General features: G+C 73.0%; 15 protein-coding genes. 8 read left to right on the top strand and 7 right to left on the bottom strand.

Annotation, left to right across the window (positions count from 1 at the left end; translation table 11 throughout):
- Positions 1-18 precede the first annotated feature (18 nt).
- Positions 19-813, bottom strand: coding sequence for a Tat pathway signal sequence domain protein (locus AC07AG_RS06100; RefSeq protein WP_478752354.1), 795 nt, complete (start codon positions 811-813; stop codon positions 19-21).
- A 158-nt stretch (positions 814-971) separates the two neighbouring features.
- Between AC07AG_RS06100 and glgX the strand changes: the two genes are divergently transcribed.
- Entirely contained in the window at positions 972-3,080 is a 2,109-nt protein-coding gene (gene glgX / locus AC07AG_RS06095) for a glycogen debranching protein GlgX (protein WP_478752352.1), read from the top strand.
- On the opposite strand, the gene AC07AG_RS06090 is transcribed toward glgX, so the two are convergent.
- On the bottom strand, positions 3,055-4,341 hold the full coding sequence (locus tag AC07AG_RS06090) for an MFS transporter (protein ID WP_478752350.1): 1,287 nt from the start codon (positions 4,339-4,341) through the stop codon (positions 3,055-3,057). The two genes, glgX and AC07AG_RS06090, sit on opposite strands and share 26 nt — an antisense overlap.
- Positions 4,342-4,422: 81 nt before the next feature.
- On the opposite strand from AC07AG_RS06090, the gene treY reads away from it, so the two are divergent.
- Entirely contained in the window at positions 4,423-6,864 is a 2,442-nt protein-coding gene (treY, locus tag AC07AG_RS06085) for a malto-oligosyltrehalose synthase (RefSeq protein WP_478752348.1), read from the top strand.
- Here the strand turns inward: treY and AC07AG_RS06080 are convergent.
- Positions 6,847-8,013 carry a cytochrome P450 gene (locus AC07AG_RS06080; RefSeq protein WP_478752346.1) on the bottom strand — a complete coding sequence of 389 codons (1,167 nt, stop codon included), beginning with the start codon at positions 8,011-8,013 and terminating at the stop codon, positions 6,847-6,849. The genes treY and AC07AG_RS06080 overlap by 18 nt on opposite strands.
- A 162-nt stretch (positions 8,014-8,175) precedes the next feature.
- Here AC07AG_RS06080 and AC07AG_RS06075 point away from each other — a divergent pair, with 162 nt between their 5' ends.
- Positions 8,176-9,426, top strand: a complete 1,251-nt coding sequence (locus AC07AG_RS06075) for a M14 family zinc carboxypeptidase (protein ID WP_478752343.1) — start codon at positions 8,176-8,178, stop codon at positions 9,424-9,426.
- A 35-nt stretch (positions 9,427-9,461) separates the two neighbouring features.
- Here the strand turns inward: AC07AG_RS06075 and AC07AG_RS06070 are convergent, their stop codons facing one another.
- Positions 9,462-10,013, bottom strand: coding sequence for an FHA domain-containing protein (locus AC07AG_RS06070; RefSeq protein ID WP_478752341.1), 552 nt, complete (start codon positions 10,011-10,013; stop codon positions 9,462-9,464).
- A 178-nt stretch (positions 10,014-10,191) separates the two neighbouring features.
- On the opposite strand from AC07AG_RS06070, the gene treZ reads away from it, so the two are divergent.
- Entirely contained in the window at positions 10,192-11,937 is a 1,746-nt protein-coding gene (treZ, locus tag AC07AG_RS06065; protein WP_478753896.1) for a malto-oligosyltrehalose trehalohydrolase, read from the top strand.
- Positions 11,938-11,952: 15 nt separating this feature from the next.
- Here the strand turns inward: treZ and AC07AG_RS06060 are convergent, their stop codons facing one another.
- Both AC07AG_RS06060 and AC07AG_RS06055 read right to left on the bottom strand, forming a co-directional pair.
- On the bottom strand, positions 11,953-13,077 hold the full coding sequence (locus tag AC07AG_RS06060; protein ID WP_478752339.1) for an aminopeptidase P family protein: 1,125 nt from the start codon (positions 13,075-13,077) through the stop codon (positions 11,953-11,955).
- A gap of 201 nt (positions 13,078-13,278) precedes the next feature.
- On the bottom strand, positions 13,279-14,124 hold the full coding sequence (locus tag AC07AG_RS06055; protein ID WP_478752337.1) for a PDZ domain-containing protein: 846 nt from the start codon (positions 14,122-14,124) through the stop codon (positions 13,279-13,281).
- Positions 14,125-14,568: 444 nt separating this feature from the next.
- Here AC07AG_RS06055 and AC07AG_RS06050 point away from each other — a divergent pair, with 444 nt between their 5' ends.
- Together AC07AG_RS06050 and AC07AG_RS06045 are read left to right on the top strand one after the other, a co-directional pair.
- Positions 14,569-15,789 carry a hypothetical protein gene (locus tag AC07AG_RS06050; RefSeq protein WP_478752336.1) on the top strand — a complete coding sequence of 407 codons (1,221 nt, stop codon included), beginning with the start codon at positions 14,569-14,571 and terminating at the stop codon, positions 15,787-15,789.
- 124 nt (positions 15,790-15,913) lie between these two features.
- Entirely contained in the window at positions 15,914-16,420 is a 507-nt protein-coding gene (locus AC07AG_RS06045) for a hypothetical protein (RefSeq protein ID WP_478752335.1), read from the top strand.
- 684 nt (positions 16,421-17,104) lie between these two features.
- Here AC07AG_RS06045 and AC07AG_RS06040 read toward each other — a convergent pair.
- Positions 17,105-17,578, bottom strand: coding sequence for a hypothetical protein (locus AC07AG_RS06040; protein WP_478752333.1), 474 nt, complete (start codon positions 17,576-17,578; stop codon positions 17,105-17,107).
- A gap of 313 nt (positions 17,579-17,891) precedes the next feature.
- On the opposite strand from AC07AG_RS06040, the gene AC07AG_RS06035 reads away from it, so the two are divergent.
- Together AC07AG_RS06035 and AC07AG_RS06030 are read left to right on the top strand one after the other, a co-directional pair.
- Complete coding sequence (locus tag AC07AG_RS06035) at positions 17,892-18,728, top strand: hypothetical protein (RefSeq protein ID WP_478752332.1); 837 nt, start codon at positions 17,892-17,894, stop codon at positions 18,726-18,728.
- Positions 18,729-18,895: 167 nt separating this feature from the next.
- On the top strand, positions 18,896-19,609 hold the full coding sequence (locus AC07AG_RS06030; RefSeq protein WP_478752330.1) for a hypothetical protein: 714 nt from the start codon (positions 18,896-18,898) through the stop codon (positions 19,607-19,609).
- The last annotated feature ends 9 nt before the right edge of the window (positions 19,610-19,618 follow it).

Below are 19,618 nucleotides of genomic sequence, written 5' to 3'. Positions count from 1 at the left end.
GTGCGTGAGCGGCCGAAATCAGCCGAGGCGGCCCACAGAGCGAGTGCTCAGGTCGACGACGAGGGACCGGGTGTCGATCCACGGGCCGTTCTTGACCTTGGTGACGACCTGGAGGCACCGGTGCTTCCCGCACTCGGTCAGGTCGGACGGGACGCTCTCGACGGTCTCCTTGCGGAAGACCATGCCGCTCAGCTGCAGCTGTCCCGGGCCGGTCAGCGCCTTGCCCGTGGCGTGCTTGAAGTCCTGCTTCAGGCCCTTGCCGAGCGGGTCCGCGATCAGCAGCTGGGCTCCCTCGGCGAGCTCTTCCTGGCTGGGCGGCGGCTGGACGTTCCGCGTGGTGTTCGAGTCCTCCACCTTGCCGGTCTCCACGTTGACCGTCTTGGTGATGACCGCGTCCTTCTTGTAGTCGTAGTAGACGACTTCGGCACGGCGCGGAGCCGCGCCGCCCGCGGCACCCGCGTCACTGGGGTCCGGCTCGCTGAGGTTCGTCGACAGGAGCTGCGGGCCGCGGTCACCCTCGACGTCCCTGGCGCTCGAGCGCATGGCGCCCGACACCGATGCCTTCTCGGCGCGCTCGATCTCGGCGTCGGTCAGCGGGTCGCTGCCTATGCCCTTCTCACCCTCTTCGGGCGCCGCCTCGACGACGCCGTCCTTCGCGATCGCGTTCTGCTTCGCGTCCGCCGCGTTGGCCTGGCGGCCCCCCGACTCGCCCGCCCCCGGCAGTGTGACGCCCACAAGCACCGCGGTGGCGGCCACCGCGACTGCCGCGCCCGCCATCACCTTGCCCAGGTTGCGTCTGACTAGCTCTCGCACTTACTCCCCTTTTCCCCCACGAGCCCCAAGAAGGGGCATACCGAGTATGTGGTCGGTCGGTTAGACGGCTTCAACTCCCGCGTGGTTGCCCCACTTTCGGGGAGACTCTGACCAATGTGACCCCGGGCCGAGGGGGCGGTAGTGGAAGAGTCGTATGCATGCAGGTGTGGCCAGGGCAGGCGTATCCACTCGGTGCCACGTACGACGGCGCCGGCACGAACTTCGCGGTCTTCTCCGAGACCGCCGACCGCATAGAGCTCTGTTTGTTGCACGACGACGGCTCGGAGACAGCCGTCGAGCTGCGTGAGTCCGACGCGTTCGTGCTGCACGCGTACCTGCCCGGCGTGATGCCGGGCCAGCGGTACGGCTTCCGTGTGCACGGTCCGTACGACCCCGCGCAGGGGCACCGCTGCAACTCGGCGAAGCTGCTGCTCGATCCGTACGCCCGCGCGGTCAGTGGCCGGATCGACTGGGGCGAGGAGGTGTACGGCTACCGCTTCGGCGCCCCGGACAAGCGCAACGACATGGATTCGGCGCCGCACATGATGACCTCCGTGGTGGTCAATCCGTACTTCGACTGGGGCGACGACCGTCCGCCGCGCACCCCGTACAACGAAACCGTGCTCTACGAGGCCCATGTGAAGGGCCTGACGATGCAGCACCCGGATCTTCCCGAGGAGTTGCGCGGCACGTACGCGGCGCTCGCGCACCCGGCGGTCATCGATCACCTCTCGCAGCTGGGGGTGACGGCTCTCGAGCTGATGCCGGTGCACCAGTTCGTGAACGACCACCGTCTGGTCGACATGGGCCTGAACAACTACTGGGGCTACAACACGATCGGTTTCTTCGCGCCCCACAACGCGTACGCCTCCTGGGGCGACCGGGGCGAGCAGGTCCTGGAGTTCAAGCAGGCGGTCAAGGCGCTGCACGAGGCGGGCATCGAGGTGATCCTTGACGTCGTCTACAACCACACGGCCGAGGGCAACCACCTGGGCCCGACGCTCTCCTACAAGGGCCTGGACAACGCCTCGTACTACCGCCTGACGGACGATCCGCGCTACTACATGGACACCACGGGGACCGGCAACTCGCTCCTGATGCGGTCGCCGCACGTCCTTCAAATGATCATGGACTCGCTGCGGCACTGGGTCACGGAGATGCACGTGGACGGCTTCCGCTTCGATCTCGCGGCCACGCTGGCCCGCCAGTTCCACGAGGTGGACCGGCTCTCGTCGTTCTTCGACCTCGTGCAGCAGGATCCGGTGGTGAGCCAGGTGAAGCTGATCGCCGAGCCGTGGGACGTCGGCGAGGGCGGCTATCAGGTGGGCAACTTCCCGCCGCTGTGGACCGAGTGGAACGGCATGTACCGCGACACGGTGCGCGACATGTGGCGGGGCGAGCCGCGCACGCTCGCCGAGTTCGCCTCACGGCTCACCGGTTCGTCGGACCTCTATCAGGACGACGGGCGGCGCCCGCTGGCGTCGATCAACTTCACGACCTGCCACGACGGTTTCACGCTGCACGACCTCGTCTCGTACAACGACAAGCGCAACGACGCGAACGGCGAGGACAACCAGGACGGCGAGAGCCACAACCGCTCCTGGAACTGCGGCGCCGAGGGCGAGACCGACGACCCGGACGTCCTGGAGCTGCGCGCGCGGCAGATGCGCAACTTCATCGCGACGCTGATGCTCTCGCAGGGCGTGCCGATGCTCAGCCACGGAGACGAGTTCGCCCGGACCCAAGGCGGCAACAACAACGCCTACTGCCAGGACAACGAGATCGCCTGGGTGCGCTGGCCCGAGGGCGAGAGCACGCAGCTGGAGTTCACGCGCGCGATGGCGTGGCTGCGGCGCGATCATCCCGTCTTCCGCAGGAGGCGGTTCTTCCACGGCCGCCCGGTCGAGGGCACGCACGACGAGCTCTCGGACATCGCGTGGTTCACGCCGGAGGGCGAGGAGATGACGCAGGAGGACTGGGACGCCTCGCAGGCACGGGCGCTGACGGTGTTCCTGAACGGCAACGCGATCTCCGAGCCGGGCACGCGCGGCGAGCGGATCGCCGACGACTCGTTCCTGCTGATGTTCAACGCGTCGGCCGAGCCGCTGGAGTTCGTGATTCCGGTCAATCACGGCCGCCAGTGGCAGGTGGTCGTGGACACCGCTCGGACGGAGGGTGTGCCGCCGGACACGGGGCCGAAGGCGGGGGCCGGCGAGCGCCTGACGCTCACCGACCGGAGCCTCACCGTCCTGCGGCGCCCTGCGTGACCAAGGAGGTGGTGTGCGCGCCGTCGTCCGCCGAGGGGCGGGCGGCGAGCGCGACGAGGAACGCGACGGCGGCGGCCGCGCTGCCGAGCGCGAACGCCGCCCCGGGGCCGTAGGACTCGGCCAGGCGCCCCGCCACGGCGAGCGTGACCGCCTGGCCGCCGACGAAGGCGCTCGCGGCCCACGTCATCCCCTCGGAAAGCCGCCGGCGCGGGCAGGAGCGCTCGGTGAGCGCGAAGCCGGTGATCAGGTTCGGGGCGAAGATGGCGCCGAACACGGTCACCACGAGGTACAGGCCCGTCATGCTGTCCGTCCACACCAGCGGCAGCGAGAGCAGCGCCGCGGCGGCCGTCGCCACGCGCCAGCGCGCGTACAGGCCGAAGCGCTCGGGCAGCGCGGCCATGGAGAGCCCCACGACGGCGCTCATGACGCCCATGGCGGCGTAGACGAGGCCCGCCTGGCCCGGCTGCCCCAACTCCTCGGTGAGGGCCGTGATGCCCGCTCCACAGGCGCCGAGCAGGACGCCGACGAAGACGAGCCCGACGCGTACGACGACGACCTCGCGCGGAAGGCGCTCCCGGCCGGCGCGCGTGCGTGGCGCTCGCTCCGCCGAGTGGGCGGTCCGGCCCGTGGGGTGCAGCGCGAACCCGGAGCCGCAGACGGCGACAAGGAGCGCGGCGGCCCCGAAGGCGTACGCCGGGTGGCCCGCCACGGCCGCGAGGCCCACCAGGGCGGGGCCGAGCACGAAGGACAGCTCGTCCATGGTGCTCTCCAGGGACAGCACGGTGTTGACCAGACGGGCGTCGCCGCCCGCCTCGCGGACCAGCGGGACGGCGCGTGCGCGGGCCAGCGGGCCGATCCCGGGGATGCTCGCGCCGGCGAGCACGGCGAGGACGATCAGGGCGGGCGTGGGCAGCCGAAGGAGGGCGCCGAGCGTGTACGCCGCGATGGCCACGGCGTTGAGCAGCGAGAAGCCGAGGACGACGGCGCGCTGGCCGCGGCGGTCGGCGAGACGCCCGACGAACGGGCCCATGGTCACCTGGCCGAGGGCGAGCGCGCAGGCGACCACGCCACCGGTGGCGAGCGATCCGCTGGTCTCGGTGACCAGCAGGACGCTGCCGAACTGGATCATGGCCACGGGGAGCCTGCCGAGGAACGAGATCACCGGAAGGAGCGCTCCGGTGTGTCCGATCACTTCCCGGTAGGTGTCCAGGAGTCCGCGTGCGCCGGACTCGTCCCGTCCGGTCTGTTCCTTTGTCGCCATCGTCCGACGCTAACGACGCCCGGCCGGACACACGCATGAGTCGATGGCACGAAAGCCCGCCAGGCGGGTACGTACGTTCGCATGACGCCTGAGCGCTCAGAGCCCGCGGTGCCACCACCGCCCACCGCCACCTACCGGTTGCAGCTCCAGCCGGAGTTCCCGTTCGCGGCCGCCGAGGCGGCCGTCCCGTATCTGGCCTCGCTGGGAGTCTCGCATCTGCACCTGTCACCGGTGCTTGAGGCCGTTCCGGGGTCCGCGCACGGCTACGACGTCGTGGACCACGCGCGCGTACGCGACGAGCTGGGCGGCGAGGACGGGCTGCGGTCCCTGTCGCGCACCGCGCGGGCGCACGGTCTGGGTCTCGTCGTGGACATCGTGCCGAACCACATGGCGGCGGTGCCGCGCCACAACCACGCCCTGTGGGAGGTGCTGCGGGAGGGCCCGGGATCGCCCTACGCGCGCTGGTTCGACATCGACTGGGACGCGGGCGGCGGGAAGGTGCTCCTTCCCGTGCTCGGGCGCGGGGTCGGGGACGAGCTGGAGCGCCTGCGGGTCTACGGGAACGAGCTGCGCTACCACGAGCACGCGTTCCCCCTCCGCGAAGGCACCGGGGAGCTGCCGCTGCCGCAGCTCCTGGACGCCCAGTGGTACCGGCTCTCCTGGTGGCGCCTGGCCCGTACGGAGCTCAACTACCGGCGCTTCTTCACCATTTCGGACCTCATCGGGGTGCGCGTCGAGGACCCCGAGGTGTTCGACGCGACCCACGCGAAGATCCTCGGACTGCTGCGGGAGGGGATCGTGGAGGGGCTGCGGATCGACCACCCCGACGGACTCGCGGACCCGGGTGCCTACCTCCAGCGGCTCCAGGAGGCCACGCGCGGGCGCTGGACGGTCGTCGAGAAGATCCTCGGCGACGGGGAGCAGCTGCCCGCCGCGTGGCCCGTCGCGGGCACCACCGGGTACGACGCCCTGCGCCATCTCGACGGCCTCTTCACGGACCCGGCGGGGGCGGGTGAACTCCTGGGCCAGTACCGGAGGTTCGCGGCGCCCGCGGTGGACCGGGGCGGCGACTGGGGGGCGACGGTGCGGCGCGCCGCGTACAAGGTGCTCACCCATGAGCTGGCCGCCGAGACCGACCGCCTCACGCGCGAGGCGACCGCGCTCTGCGCCCCGGACCCCGCGCTGCGCGACCACGCTCCGTGGGCGCTGCGCACGGCGCTCCTGGAGCTGCTCGTGCGGCTTCCCGTCTACCGGCCGTACGTCTCCGGGGGCGTCGAACCGGCTTCGGTGCTCACGGTGCGGGCCGCCGACGAGGCCAAGGCGGCCTTCGCGGTGCGGGAGGAGGCCGAGGCCGTCGATGTCGTACGCGACCTGGTCCTTGGCCGTCTGGGGTCCGGGCCCGCGCTCGACGGCTTCCGCGCGCGGTTCGCGCAGACCTCGTCGGCGCTGCGGGCCAAGGCGGTCGAGGACACGGCGTTCTACCGGCACGCACCGCTCCTCTCGGCGGCCGAGGTGGGCGGCTCCCCCGAGCGGCCCGCGGTGGCCCCGGAGGACTTTCACGCCTACTGCGCGCGCGTGCAGCGCGACTGGCCGTACGCGGGGACGGTGCTCACCACGCACGACACGAAGCGCAGCGCGGACGTACGGGCGGGCATCTGCGTGCTCACGCAGTGCCCGGAGCGGTGGGCCGACCTCCTGGTCGACGTGACCGAGCAGACTGCGCGCGTGGGCGGCACCAGCGCGCCGGATCCCCAACTGGCCTGGGCGGCCTGGCAGACGGCCGTCGGCTTCGGCTTCCCCTACGACGAACGGCTGCAGAAGGCCCTGCTCAAGCACGTGCGCGAGGCGGGCCTGCACACGAGCTGGACCGAGCCGAACGAGGCGTACGAGAAGGCCGTGACGGCGTTCGTGGAGGCCGGTCCCTGCGGGCCGCCGCTCTACACGGTCGCGGAGTTCGCGGGCGGCCTGCGGCCCCATGTGCGGGCGAACGTCCTGGGGGCCACGCTGCTCCAGCTGGCGATGCCGGGGGTGCCCGACCTCTACCAGGGCACCGAGGGCGAGTACCGCGCCCTGGTGGATCCGGACAACCGGCGGCCCGTGCGGCTCCAGGCACATGTCCTGGAGTACCTGGAGCAGCACCGTGACCGCTGGGACCTCTCCGAGGAGAAGCTGGCCCTCACGGCGACCGCGCTGCGGCTGCGCAGGCGCCGCCCGGAGCTGTTCGGCGGAGCGGCGACGTACGAGCCGCTGGCGGCGCGGGGCCCCGGCGCGGCGCACTGCGTGGCTTTCGCGCGCTCCGGGGAGGTGATCGCGGCGGTGACCCGGCTCTCCTTGCGCCTGGCCGACGCGGGCGGCTGGAGTACGACGGAACTGGCGCTTCCGGAAGGGCGGTGGGCCGATCTGCTCACCCGGGGGCGGGAGTTCACGGGGCACGCGCGCGTGGAGGAGCTTTTCGGGGAGCTGCCGGTGGTGCTCCTGGAGCGCGTATCCACTGACGCCGATGTCTCAGGGGCGGACGAGTAGCAGGCGCGGGGCCCGCGCCATGAGTCCCTGGGGCGCGGGCCTGAAGCCGGGGGCCCAGCGCAGGCCCGGCATCGCGTCGAGCAGGGCCCGCAGTCCGCACTCGGCTGTGAGCCCCGCCAGGGTGGCGGCCGGGCAGAAGTGCCGTCCGGCGCCGAACGCGAGGTGGGCCGGATCCGCGCGGAAGATGTCGTAGCGGTCGGGGTCGGCGAAGCGGAACGGGTCGCGTCCCGCGGAGCCTATGAGGCAGGCGACGAGGGCTCCCGCGGGCAGTGTGGTGCCGCCGAGTGCCACCGGCGCGGTCGCGCGGCGCAGCACGACGGGGGTGGGCGGGTCCCGGCGCAGGGACTCGGCCCAGGCGGCGGGTATCAGCCGCGGGCGGGCGCGCACGAGGTCCAACTGGGCGGGGTGGTCGAGGAGGTTGGCCAGGAAGGAGGCCAGCGCGAGGGCGGTGGCCTCGCCGCCGGTGAGGAGCGTCCCGGCAAGGCCGGTGACGGCCTCGTCGGAGAGCACCTGCCCGTCCACGCGGGCGCCGCACAGCACGGAGAGCAGGTCAGCGCCGGGGTGGGCGCGCCGCCGCGTGACGTGGGGCCGCAGGAGTCCGCCGAGGTCCGGATGGAGACCGCCGGGATGCGCGAGCCCTCCCGTACGACACCGCTCCCGCACCCGGGCGGCGTCCTCCCAGGGCAGCCCGAGCGCGGCGACGGCGGCCGCGGCGGGCAGCCAGGCACTGAACTCGGCGACGAGATCGACCTCGCGCCGCCCGGCCAGGCGCCGGGCGAGGACGTGGGCGGTGCGCTCGGCGGCGGCGCGCAGCACGGGCTCGATGAGCCTTTGGTAGGCCGGGCCCGGCCCGTCGGCCGCGGTCCCGAGCCGCGCGTCACCGAGCGCGGCCCGCACATCCGCGTACCGGCTGAGCAGCCAGGCCCCGAGGAGTTCGTCGCGGACGAGGGGGAAGTCCTCGCGGAGGGCGCGATAGACCGGATAGGGGTCACGCTCCACGCCGGGGGCCAGGAGACTGGGCAGCCCGACGCGTCCGGCACCCGCGGGCGGCCTCGCGGGCAAGGCGGGCCCGGCCCGTCCGGCGTTCGAGGACGAGCTCGGCGGAGCCGGTGACAGGCGCTGCCCGCTGGGGGCCGAGCTCGTTGGCACGGATTCAGGGCATCATTGAAGGGCGCCTCACGCAGTTCCATACGCCCATTCGGGTGACGCTGTGGGACAAGGTCGCCGCGGGATGACATCCCTTGGGCCGCACGCTTGACACCCGCCCGACCGCGTGGCGTACTGCGGATTGCGTCAGCGGACAAGACGGGGGTGAGTCAACTGGCGGAGCAGAGGTATCCCAATGTGGCCGAACTCGTGCTGTCCGCCCGGGAGTTGGCAGCCCACCGGCCCGAGCTCAGCACCCTGCGCCAGGTGGGCTCATCGCGCGCAGGAAGGCCACTGCACCTGCTGTCCGTCGGCCGCTCCCGCCGCGCCGTCCTGATCGTCGCCGGCGCCCACTCGAACGAACCGACCGGCGGTTCGACGCTGCTCAACCTCGCGGAGTGGACCCTGCGGGACGAGGACCTCCGCGCGGACACCTCCTGGCACTTCCTCCTGTGCGCCGACCCGGACGGCGCGAACCTGCACCGCACGCCCGCCCCGCGCACCCTGTTCGACTACCACCGGCACTTCTTCCGCCCCGCCGGACCCGAACAGCCGGAGTGGTCGCCCTCGGTGCTGCCGCCCGACCGGCTGCCGCCCGAGACCCGCGCCCTGACCGGCGTCATCGACGAACTGCGGCCCTACCTGCAGGTGTCCCTGCACGGAACCGATCTCGGCGGCAGCTGGGTGCAGTTGACGCGGGACATCCCGGGGCTCGCCGAGCCGTTCGCCAAGTCCGCGGCGGAGCTGCACATCCCGGTGGAGACGGGGGCCTCGGACGCCGCGGGCTGGCCGGTCTCGGGGCCGGGGGTGCATGTGCTGCCGGGCCCCGGTTCGGCGGCCGCCTATCCGAGCCTTCCCGAGGACGCCCGGCACACCACCTGGCACCACGCCCACCGGTACGGCGGCCTGACCGCCATCGTCGAGGTCCCGATGTGGGCCAGCGACCTGGTGGACGACCTGACCCTGCATCCCTCCCCGGTGCTCGCGCTGCGCGGCTTCTCGGAGCGGCTGCGCCATGACGCGCGCCTGGTCGAGGACATCCTCAGCGAGGCGCTGCCGCGGCTCCCCGAAGCGCAGGGACCACTGCTGCGCGCGGCGCGCTGGGCGCTCGACCTGGTGCCCGGCCTCGCCGACGACTGGGCAGGGCTGCCGCCCGCCGGGACGTCGATGGCGTACATCGGCAGCGTCGACGCCTTCGGGCGCCGCCTTCCGCTGCGGGCGGCCGCGATGCTGCTGCGGGTCCTGGAGGCGGCGGGCGACCGGGCGGCGCCCCGCCTCGAACGGCTCGTCCTGCACTGGAGCGACGCGTTCGCCGAGCGGTTCAGGGCGCGCTGGGTGCCGCTGGAGGACCAGGTCGAGCACCAGTCACGGACGACGGTCGCGGCCGCACGCCACGCGCGTGTGCGGGGCGATTGACGACGCGCACACCGCGCGCCGTCCCCGAAGGGGCTTCACGAACCGGAGAGCCGGAAGCCCATCTTCCCGAAGCTGACCTGATCGCCGTCCTGGACGACGGCCGCACCGATCACCCTGCGGCCGTTCACCGACGTGCCGTTGGTCGACCCGAGGTCGCGCACCACCCACATGCCGCCCTGCCTGCTCAGCTCGGCGTGCACCCGGGAGACGGTCTCGTGGCTGAGCCTGAGGCCGTTCGCGGGGTCGCGGCCGATCCGCAGCGGATGCGGGTTCGTCGGCACCGGCAGGAGCAGCTTCGGCAGCTTCTCGGCCTGCCAGGCCCTGCGCAGCCGGACCGTGAACCCGGAGACCGCGCCGACGGTGCCGAACACCGCCCGCGAGAAGCGCCCCTCGGTCCGCAGGTCGGCGGTGAGCGCGGCGAGTTCGTCGGGCTGGCGAGCGGCGAGCGCCAGCTCCATGCGCCGCACGAACGTGTCGTGCGACAGCTTGCCGAGGGCAGCGCCCTCCCTGAGCACCTCAAGTGCCCTGTCGCGCTCGGCGTCGGTCAGCCGCGCGGGGTACGTGTGGATCTCAAAGGACGACGTCACCCTGCTGATTGTCGGTCAGCTCGGCCGGGGTGTCCAGAAAACGCGGAACGACCCCGCACCGATCACTTCTGCAGCACGATGGACGGGCGTCACCACGGATGACGTACGGATGAGGACAGATCAACACGGATGACCGGCAGCGGATGACGGACAGATGACAGACAAGGGGGAACTGTCAGTGGAGTTCGAGGTGTGGGCACCGGGGGCGGAGCGCGTCGCGCTGCTGTGCGAGGGCGCCACGCGCGCGTTGGAGCGCGCCGAAGGCCGGGCCGGGTGGTGGACGGTGGAGGCGGACGCCGCCGACGGGGCGCGCTACGGCTTCTCGCTCGACGGCGGCCCCGTGCTGCCCGATCCCCGCTCGCGGCGCCAGCCGGACGGCCCCGACGGGCTCAGCGCCGTCGTCGACCACGACCGGTACGCCTGGCGCGCGCCCTGGGCGGGGCGCGGGGTGCGGGACGCGGTCCTGTACGAGCTGCATGTGGGGACGTACACACCGGACGGCACGCTCGACTCGGCCGCGGGGCGGCTCGGCCACCTCGCCGAACTGGGTGTCACGCACGTGGAGCTGATGCCCCTCTGCCCGTTCCCGGGGCGGCACGGCTGGGGGTACGAGGGCGTGTCCCTGTGGGCCGTGCACGAGCCGTACGGCGGCCCCGAGGCGCTGAAACGATTCGTCGACGCGGCGCACGCGCGCGGCATGGGCGTCGTGCTCGACGTGGTCCACAACCACCTCGGCCCGTCCGGCAACCATCTGCCCGCGTTCGGCCCCTACTTCACGGACACCCACCACACACCATGGGGCGCCGCCGTCAACCTGGACGCCCCCGGCTCGGACGAGGTACGCGCGTACCTGATCGAAAGCGCCCTCGCCTGGCTGCGCGACTACCGTCTGGACGGCCTGCGCCTGGACGCGGTGCACGCGCTGCGCGACACGCGCGCGCGGCACTTCCTGGAGGAGCTCTCGGCGGCCGTGGACGAGCTGGCCGGGGAACTCGGCAGGCCGCTCTCGCTGATCGCCGAGTCGGACCAGGGCGATCCGCGGGTCGTCACCCCGCGCGCGGAGGGCGGGCTCGGCCTGCACGCGCAGTGGAACGACGACTTCCACCACGCGCTGCACACCGCGCTCACCGGCGAATCGCACGGCTACTACGAAGACTTCGCCCACGCACCCTTCGCCGCGCTCGCCAAGACGTTCACGGGCGGGTTCTTCCACGACGGCACGTACTCGACCTTCCGGGGGCGCAGGCACGGCCGTCCCGTGGACCGCGCCCGGACGCCCGCGTACCGCTTCCTCGGCTATACGCAGACCCACGACCAGATCGGCAACCGCGCACAAGGAGACCGGCTCTCCGCCACCCTCTCCCCCGGCCTGCTCGCCTGCGCCGCCGCGCTCACCCTCACCGGGCCTTTCACGCCGATGCTGTTCATGGGCGAGGAGTGGGGCGCCGCCACGCCCTGGCAGTTCTTCACGGACCACACCGATCCCGAGCTCGCGGATGCCGTGCGCCGGGGCAGGCGGCGGGAGTTCGCCGCGCACGGGTGGGCCGAGGGCGACATCCCGGATCCGCAGGACCCGGCCACCAGGAACCGCTCCTGCCTCGACTGGGCCGAGCCCCTGACCGACCCGCACGCGCGCGTGCTGGCCTGGTACCGCGAACTGATCGCCCTGCGCCGCGCCCGCGGCGACCTCCTCGACCCCGATATGGCGGCGCTGCGGGTCGCGTACGACGAGAGCGCGCGCTGGTTCGCACTCCGGCGCGGTGATCTGCGGATCGCGGTGAACATCGGCAAGGAGGCGGTCGACATCCCGTTGGGCGGCCGGGGAGCGCGGGTGCTCGCGGCGTGGGAGCCGGTCACCGCGCCGGGCGCGGACGGGCTGCTGCGGCTGCCCGCCGAGTCGTGCGCGGTGCTCGCGACGCCATGAGGCCGACGGCAGCGGTCAGTTGACGATCGTCAGCTCGCGCGGCGTGGAGTTCAGGCGCCGTACGCCGTCATCGGTGACCGTCACGATGTCCTCGATGCGCACTCCGAAGCGGCCCGGCAGATAGATGCCGGGCTCCACGGAGAAGCACATGCCGGGCACGAGCGGCAGCTCCTCGCCCTCGATCATGTAAGGCGGCTCGTGGGTGGTGACACCGATGCCGTGCCCGGTGCGGTGGATGAACTGATCGCCGTACCCGGCGTCGGTGATCACCGCCCGCGCCGCCCTGTCGACGTCCTGGCAGGCGGCGCCGGGCCGCACCGCGCGGCAGCCGGCTTCCTGCGCCTCGCGGACTATGTCGTGGACCCGCTGCTCCTCGGCATCGGGCTCGCCCACGTGCACCGTGCGCGAGGTGTCCGAGCCGTAGCCGTGCAGCAGGCCGCCGAAGTCCAGGACGACCATGTCGCCGTGGCCGATGACGCGTTCGCCCGCCTCGTGGTGCGGATTGGCGCCGTTCGGGCCGGATCCCACGACGGTGAAGTCGACCTGGGAGTGCCCGAACTGCCGCAGCAGATCGGCGAGATCGGCGGCGACGTCGGTCTCCTTGCGGCCCGCGAACGGAACCTTCTTGATCTCTTCGTACGTCGAGTCCGCGGCGGCACCGGCCGCCGCGAGGCGCTCGAGCTCCGCGGCGTCCTTGACGGCGCGGAGCATGGGGAGCGCTTCGGTGAGGGACACGTAGGAGGTGTTCGGCAGCTCCTTCTGGAAACCGAGCAGATGCATGGCCCAGGAGTTGTCGCTGATCCCGAAGCGGCCGTCGACGTCCAGGAGCGGCGCGGTCGCGGCGTAGGGGTCCTTCCCGTCGGTCCAGTCACGCAGCGAGAGCGCGCTCGCGCCCGCCGCCCGCTGTGCGTCCGGGGCCTCCAGGGTGGGCACCACGAGCACCGGCTCCTGTCCCACCGCGAGCACGAGGACGGTGAGGCGCTCGGTGTCGGCGGTCGGCCGGTAGCCGGTGAGCCAGACCATGTCGGGGCCGGGCGCGACGAGCAGTCCCGCGAGCCCCGCGTCCGCCGCCGTGGCCGCGGCGCGGTCCATGCGGGCCTTGTAGTCGTCGGCGGTGAAGGGCGCGGGGGTGCCGGTCATGGGGGCCTCCAGGGCTGCTCACTGGTGCGCGTACGGCCTGCTGCTCGTACGGCGCGCTGCCAATGAAGCCGATCCTGCCCGCACCGCCGCGCGTACGCGACCGGGTTACGGCGGCCCCCGCCACGTCACGACAGGGCGTCGAGCCCTGCCGCCTCGCTCCCCGTTCACGCCACGTCCCTCACCTCACGCCACTCCCTCACCTCACGTCACGAAGCCCGGCGTCACCGACAGGGACTGCCGCACTCCGCTCTCGTGGCGGACGCTCACAGTGACGTTCCTTCCCGGGTCAGCGGCGGCGACCGCGGCCGCGAGGGCCTTGGCCGAAGCGGTGCGGGTCCCGCCGAAGGCGAGCACCACGTCGCCGCGTACGAGACCCGCGGTGTGGCCGGGACCCGGGCTGTGCACGCCGACGAGCAGGGCACCTGCGCCCCTGGGGGCGTCGACCGCCTCCACGCCGATGGCGGGGCGCGCGGCGGCCCGCTCCCCGGCCTTGTCCGGAGCCTTGTCCGGCGCCTTGCCCGGCTCCTTCCGCGGCGGCTTCGGCGGGGCGTCGGACTTGGAGGCCGTGCCCGGAGCAGCCGGCGCGCCGGGCCCCGCCGGTCCTCCTGGTCCTCCCGGTCCTCCCGGTCCCGCCCGCCCGCCGCCCTGCCCCTTGGCGCCGCCCTGTGCCTGGGCCTGCTTCTGCGCCTCCTTCTGCATGTCGGCGAGCTTGCTCATGCCGATGACAGTGGCGCTGACGGTGCCGAGCCCCACCCCCGACAGCACGAGGACGGCCGAGAAGAGCAGCCCGAGGAGCAGGGTGATCATCCGCCGCCCGCGCCGCCGCGCGGCGTGCGGGCGGTGGCCGGGACCGGATCTGTGACCCGTGCCGGATGTCCGCCGGGCACCGGTCTTCCGGCCCATGCCGAGTCTCCGGGCCATACCGAGCCCGCCGCCTCTGCCGGACCTCCGGCCGATGCCGAGCTTCCGGCCGATGCCGAACTTGCCGCCGCCTCCGCCGGAATCCTGTCCGGGCATCGGCTTGGGACGCAACGCAGTCTGTTCCATGGCTCGCCTCCGGCCACAGCCCTACCCGGCGTGACCCGGCGCGACGATTCACGAACGAGTGACGTCCACGTGTGCGGCCGACGCGGACACCGGCCGCCCCGCAGCCTCCGTCAGCCCGCGTGGCCTCCCTTCGTGCCCGCTCCCGCCGTGGCCCCCGTCATGACCGCCGTGCCCCGCCCCGTGGTCGAACTTCAGGGCCTCCTTCGGTATGACCACGTTGATCAATGCAAAGCAAGAAGGCGATGCAGAGCAGTGCAACGGCCGCTGTCGTGCGGCCCGTTGAACGGCCCGGTCAGTGGCCGCCCCCTTACATCAGAAGACTGGCGGCGCCTCAGCCAAGTTCCACGAATCCCTCATTCTGCAAGAAAAGTATCGGAAACCGCATATGGAATCGGGTAGTCCTGTTGAGGGTCTGCCGTCAGTGACCGCTGTTACTTTCGGAGCATGACCGAACGTGCACTCCGTCTGCTGCGACAGGACCCACGTCTGGCCGAGCTGGCCGCGTTCCCTTTCGCATTCGACCTGTCCCGCGCGGACCACGTCGAAGAGGTCCGCCTCGCGTCGGGCGGGCCGCTGGACCCGGTCGCGGGGGACGACTCCGGGGGCACGTATTTCGTGTGCGGGGACGGATCCGTGCTGTACGCCGACTCCGAGGGGTCCGCGGGGACCATCGGGGACACCGTGGACGAGGCCCTGGAGATCCTCGTCGGCCTGCCCGGCTGGCACGACTACGTAGGTCTGTCGCCGACCGACGGCGAGGCGCGGATACTCGCCGAGATCGCCGACACGGAGGGTGACTTCCGCGAGGACTGCGTGCCCGATCTCGACGCGCGCCGCGCCGAGCTGCGGGCCGCGCTCGGGTTCCCCGAACGCTCCCCCGCACAGCTCGTCGCGCGCCTGCACGCCGCGCTCCTGCGCACCGAACCGGACCACCTCCTCCTCAACGCCGTCGAGCACTTGGCGTACCAGCGCCTCGATCCGCATCCGCGCCCGCCCCTGTGGGAACAGGTGCTCGCCAGGGGCCGCACCGACCTGGCCCTGCTGCGGACGGGCGACCGCACGGTCTGGGACGGCGTCGCCGGGGACCGGCCGCGCAGGGTGGCGGCTCTGCGCGCCGCGCAGTACGACCGGCGGAACACCGACCGCGCGCTCCTGCGCCACCTCCTCAAGCACGAGGCGGACGCCTCCATGTCCGACGAACTGCGGCTCGCCGTGGTCCTGGTGGGGCTCCATGGCCTGGCCGAGGACCTGCCGCTGCTGCGCGAGGCCCATGAGACGACGTACGACACCTGGTGCGGGCTCGCCGGGCTCCCGGGTGAGGCCGGTCAAGTCCAGGAGTGGGCTCGCTCGTTCGACGATTCCAACTATGGGATGGACCCCGACGACGAACCGGAATCCACCTGGCTCGAACTCGCGCGGGACCAGGGGATGGTGGAGGCCGCCCGCACCTACCTGATCCGTGAGCTGGACGACACGGGTTCGGATGCGGCTCAACTGGCCGTCCTGCGCGACGAGTTGGCACTGATCGGCGACTACACCCAGGCGATACGGGCGCAGCGTCTGCACCGGTCGCTCCAGGACACCGACGAGGGCCGCGCGGCGGCCGACGCGCGCCTCGCCGAGCTGGAGCGGAGGGCCGTGGAGGCGGCAGCGGCGGAATCGTAGATTTTCCCGCACCGGTGCGGCTACCGCCTCTAGGCTGCGGGACGGAGATCAGCTCGGCAGGAGCGGGAGTACGGCATCGGCTCCGGGCGGGGGATCGAGATCACCTCCGGGAAGGACCGCCCACATGACCGACGCACCGCTGCCCGCGGAGCTGCTCCTCGACCGGGACGCCTCTGACGACCTGCGGCGGGAGCTGATCTCCGCACTGGAGGGTCTCGGCGTCCACACGGCGCGGGTGCGCCGCGCGGTCGACCACCGGGGCGCGGCGGACATCCCCTGGATCATGCTGGCGTCCCTGCCCTTGCAGGCGTTCCTGAGCGGGCTCGGCGCGGAGGCGGTCAAGGACTCGTACACGGCGTTCAAGGATGTCGTGCGCCGTTCGTCGCGCGCGGCGGATCCCTCCGACCCCTCCGACCCCGCTGATCCCACCGATCCTGCCGATCCCGCCCCTCGGCCGCTGGTGCTCCAGGACCGGCGTACGGGACTGAGCGTGATCCTGGAGCCGGGGCTGCCGGGCGAGGCGTACGAGCAGCTTCTGGGCCTCGACCTGGCACGGTTCAGCGAGGGACCGCTGCACTACGACAGCGCGCAGGGCCGCTGGCGCTCCGAACTGGACGAAGCGGCCGGCTGACCCGCCGGGACCGGGGAACGGGAGCGGGGAACGGTTGCGGGGAACGGGGAAGGGGGGTGGTGTGACGTGGGGCCGCATGCTGACCTGAGCCGTGCGGAGGAGGCGTGGTCCGGGGCGGAAGAGGCGTGTTCCAGGGGCGAGTCGAGCTTGGCGCGCCACGACGGGGACGCCGCCGAGCGGGACTTCCTGGCTGCGCTCGCCCTGGTCGGGGACCGGGACGGGGACAGGGACAGGGACAGGGCGTACGACGACGAGGGAATCCGCGAGACTCTCCTGGGCCGCGTCCATGTCGGCCTCGGGCGGGTCCGCCTCGCGGCGGGGGACGCCGAGCAAGGCGCCGCCGAGTTCGAGCGGGCGCACGAGTTACGTCCCAACGAGGCCGAGCCCCTGCACTGGCTGGGGTGCGCGGCGGCACATCGGGCGGCGTACGAGGCCGCGGACGCGTACTTCACCTCGGCACTCGGGTGTGCGAGACCCCACCGCCGGTCGCTGGTCCAACGGGCTTACGTGCGCGTGCGGTTGGGGCGGTACGCGGATGCCCTTGACGATCTGCGCGCGGCGAGCGACAAGGACGCGCTGGACGCCGACGCACGCTGGGTGATGGAGGCGCTGTCCGGTGGCGGCACGTCGGGGGAGTTTGCCCTGTTGCTGCGGAAGGCGGCGCTGGCCGGGATGACGGGCGGTTCAGGGGGGCGTGGGGAGTCCGGGGCGGTACGGGGTGGGGCTCGGGATAGGGCTCGGGCTCGGGGTCGAGATCAGGCTCGGGATGGGGCTCGGGATCGGGATCAGGGTCGGGATCAGGGTCGGGATGGGGCTCGGGGTCGGGATGAGGGTGGGGCTCGGGATGGGGCTCCGGATGGGGGTGGGGCTCGGGCTTGGGATCGGGCCGCCCGCCTCATCGATGCCTCGCGGCGGCTGCCCGGGCCGGTGGAGCGCGAGTCCGTGCCGCTGTACGCGGTCGCCCTCGTGCTCGGCGGGCGGCGCGAAGCCGCCGTCGAACTCCTGGAGGACGCCGCCCGACGCGACCCAGCCGACCACCGGATCACCCACACGCTGGCCCTCGCACTGCTCAACTCGGGGGACGCGAAAGGCCGTACGGCCGGTGATGCCGCGCAACGCTGGGAGCGGTGTGTCGCCGCCTGGGGCGCGCTCCTGCACGACGACTCCTTCTGGGAGCACCGGCGCGCATCGGCCGAGAGCAGGTTCGGCGTACCCGTGGAGGCGGCACTCGCCGCCGGGCTCCGGGCCGATCTGCGAGAGCTGCTTGAGCGGCGGATGCCGGAGGGCGACGCCGGGTGCCGCGTGCCGCCGGGGGCGCTGCTTCAGCGGGAGGCGGAGGCCGCGAAGATCCTGGCCGGGGTGGGCGGGTTCGCTGCCGGGCCCGGCGGTGAGGCCTTGGTGTGCGGGCCGTTGCGTGTCGCGGGGCTTGGCCTGGTCGACGACTTCGGGGCCTTCGCCGCGAGCATCGTCGGTGTCGGGGCTGATTCCGGTTCGGGTGCTGGCGCTGGCGCCGATGCGGGCGCTGGCGCAGATGTGGGTGCTGGCGCAGATGTGGGTGCTGGCGCAGATGTGGGTGCTGGCGCAGATGTGGGTGCGAGCGCAGGTGCTGGCGCGGGCGCTGGTACCGATGCCGGTGCGAGCGCTGGCGCGGGCGCCGATGCCGGTGCGGGCGCTGGCGCGGGCGCCGATGCCGGTGCGGGCGCTGGCGCGGGCGCCGATGCCGGTGCGGGCGCTGGCGCGGGCCCCGATGCCGGTGCGGGCGCTGGCGCGGGCCCCGATGCCGGTGCGGGCGCTGGCGCGGGCCCCGATGCGGGTGCGGGCGCTGGCGCAGATATGGATGCGGGCGCAGATGCTGGCGCGGGCGCAGGCGCCAATGGCGCTGGTACCGATGCCGATGCGGGCGCAGGCACCAATGCCGGTGCGGGCGCAGGCACCAATTCGGGCGCAGGTGCCGATGCAGGTCCGAGCGCTGGCGCCGGGGCGGGCGCAGGTGCGAGCGCTGGCACAGATGCGGGTACGGGCGCAGGTGCCGGTGCCGGTGCCGGTGCCGATGGCGGTGCGGGCGCAGGCGCAGGCGCAGGTGCGGGCGCAGGCGCAGGCGCAGGTGCCGATGCAGGTCCGGGCGCTGGCGCCGATGCGGGCGCCGGTGCGGGTGCCGGGGCGGGCGCAGATGCAGGTGCGGGCGCCGGTGCCGATGGAGGTGCGGGGGCAGACGTCCAGGCGGCCGCGGGTGCCGGTGCCGATACAGGTGCGGGCGCAGGCGTCCAGGCGGGCGCGGGTGCCAGTGCTGACGGGCGGGATCGGCTGACGTACGCCTTCTCCGAACTTGGCTTCGCCCAGCTGCTGTTGCGGCAGGGCAAGCCCGGCGAAGCCCTCGCCGCCCTCACCGAGTTGCGCTGCCGCAGGTGTCGCGAGCGGACGACCACGACTCGGGCGAGCGCATCCCCGCGTAAAGACTCCGCGAGTCCGCCCGGCGTGGCCGCCGCCATCTGCGAACCGGACTGCGGCCGCTTCGACGAGCTGAACCCCTCCTACGCCGGGCACCCCGACAAGCACCACCGCCTCGCGCGCGACGCCCGCACCCTCGCGCTGCGGGCCCGGATCGATCTGGGGCGCGGCGAACTCACCGCCGCCCGGCCCGACTTCGGCGCCGCGGCGGCCTCCTGGCGGCGCGCCCTCGTGCACAGCAGGGAGCTGGAGCGGTACCGCGAGACCCAGGCTGCGGTCGTCGACCTGGCGCTCGGCGCGGCGCGGGCAGCGCATCGCGCCGGGGATCCGACGCGGGCCGTGGACACGCTCGACGCGGTGCGTGCCATCACCGGAGCCAATGAAAGAGGCCGCCTGGAAGGGCAGTTGGCGCGGCTGCTCGCCGACCGGGGCATCATGGCGGTCAACCGGGACGGCACCTCGCTCGACGCACCCGCCGAGGATCTGAGGCGCTCCGTCGCCTTCAACCCGCATCTGCTGCGCGCGCAGGTCAGCCTCGGCGTCGTACTGCGCGGGCTCGCGGCGCGGCGATGGCGTTCGGGGAGCGTGTCCGGAGCCAGGGCGACCCTGCGGGAAGCAGTGGGCCAACTCAGCGCGGCACTGGTCCACTTCCCCGACGACCCGGAGCTGACCGAGCAGCTCGACGCGGCCGTCGCCGACCTGGATCACGTCACGGCGGAGCAGCAAGAGAGCGGGAGGTGACGGCAGCCG

The sequence above is a fragment of the Streptomyces sp. NPDC044044 genome (assembly GCF_056434405.1).
This window is presented reverse-complemented; position numbering and strand designations above follow the sequence as displayed.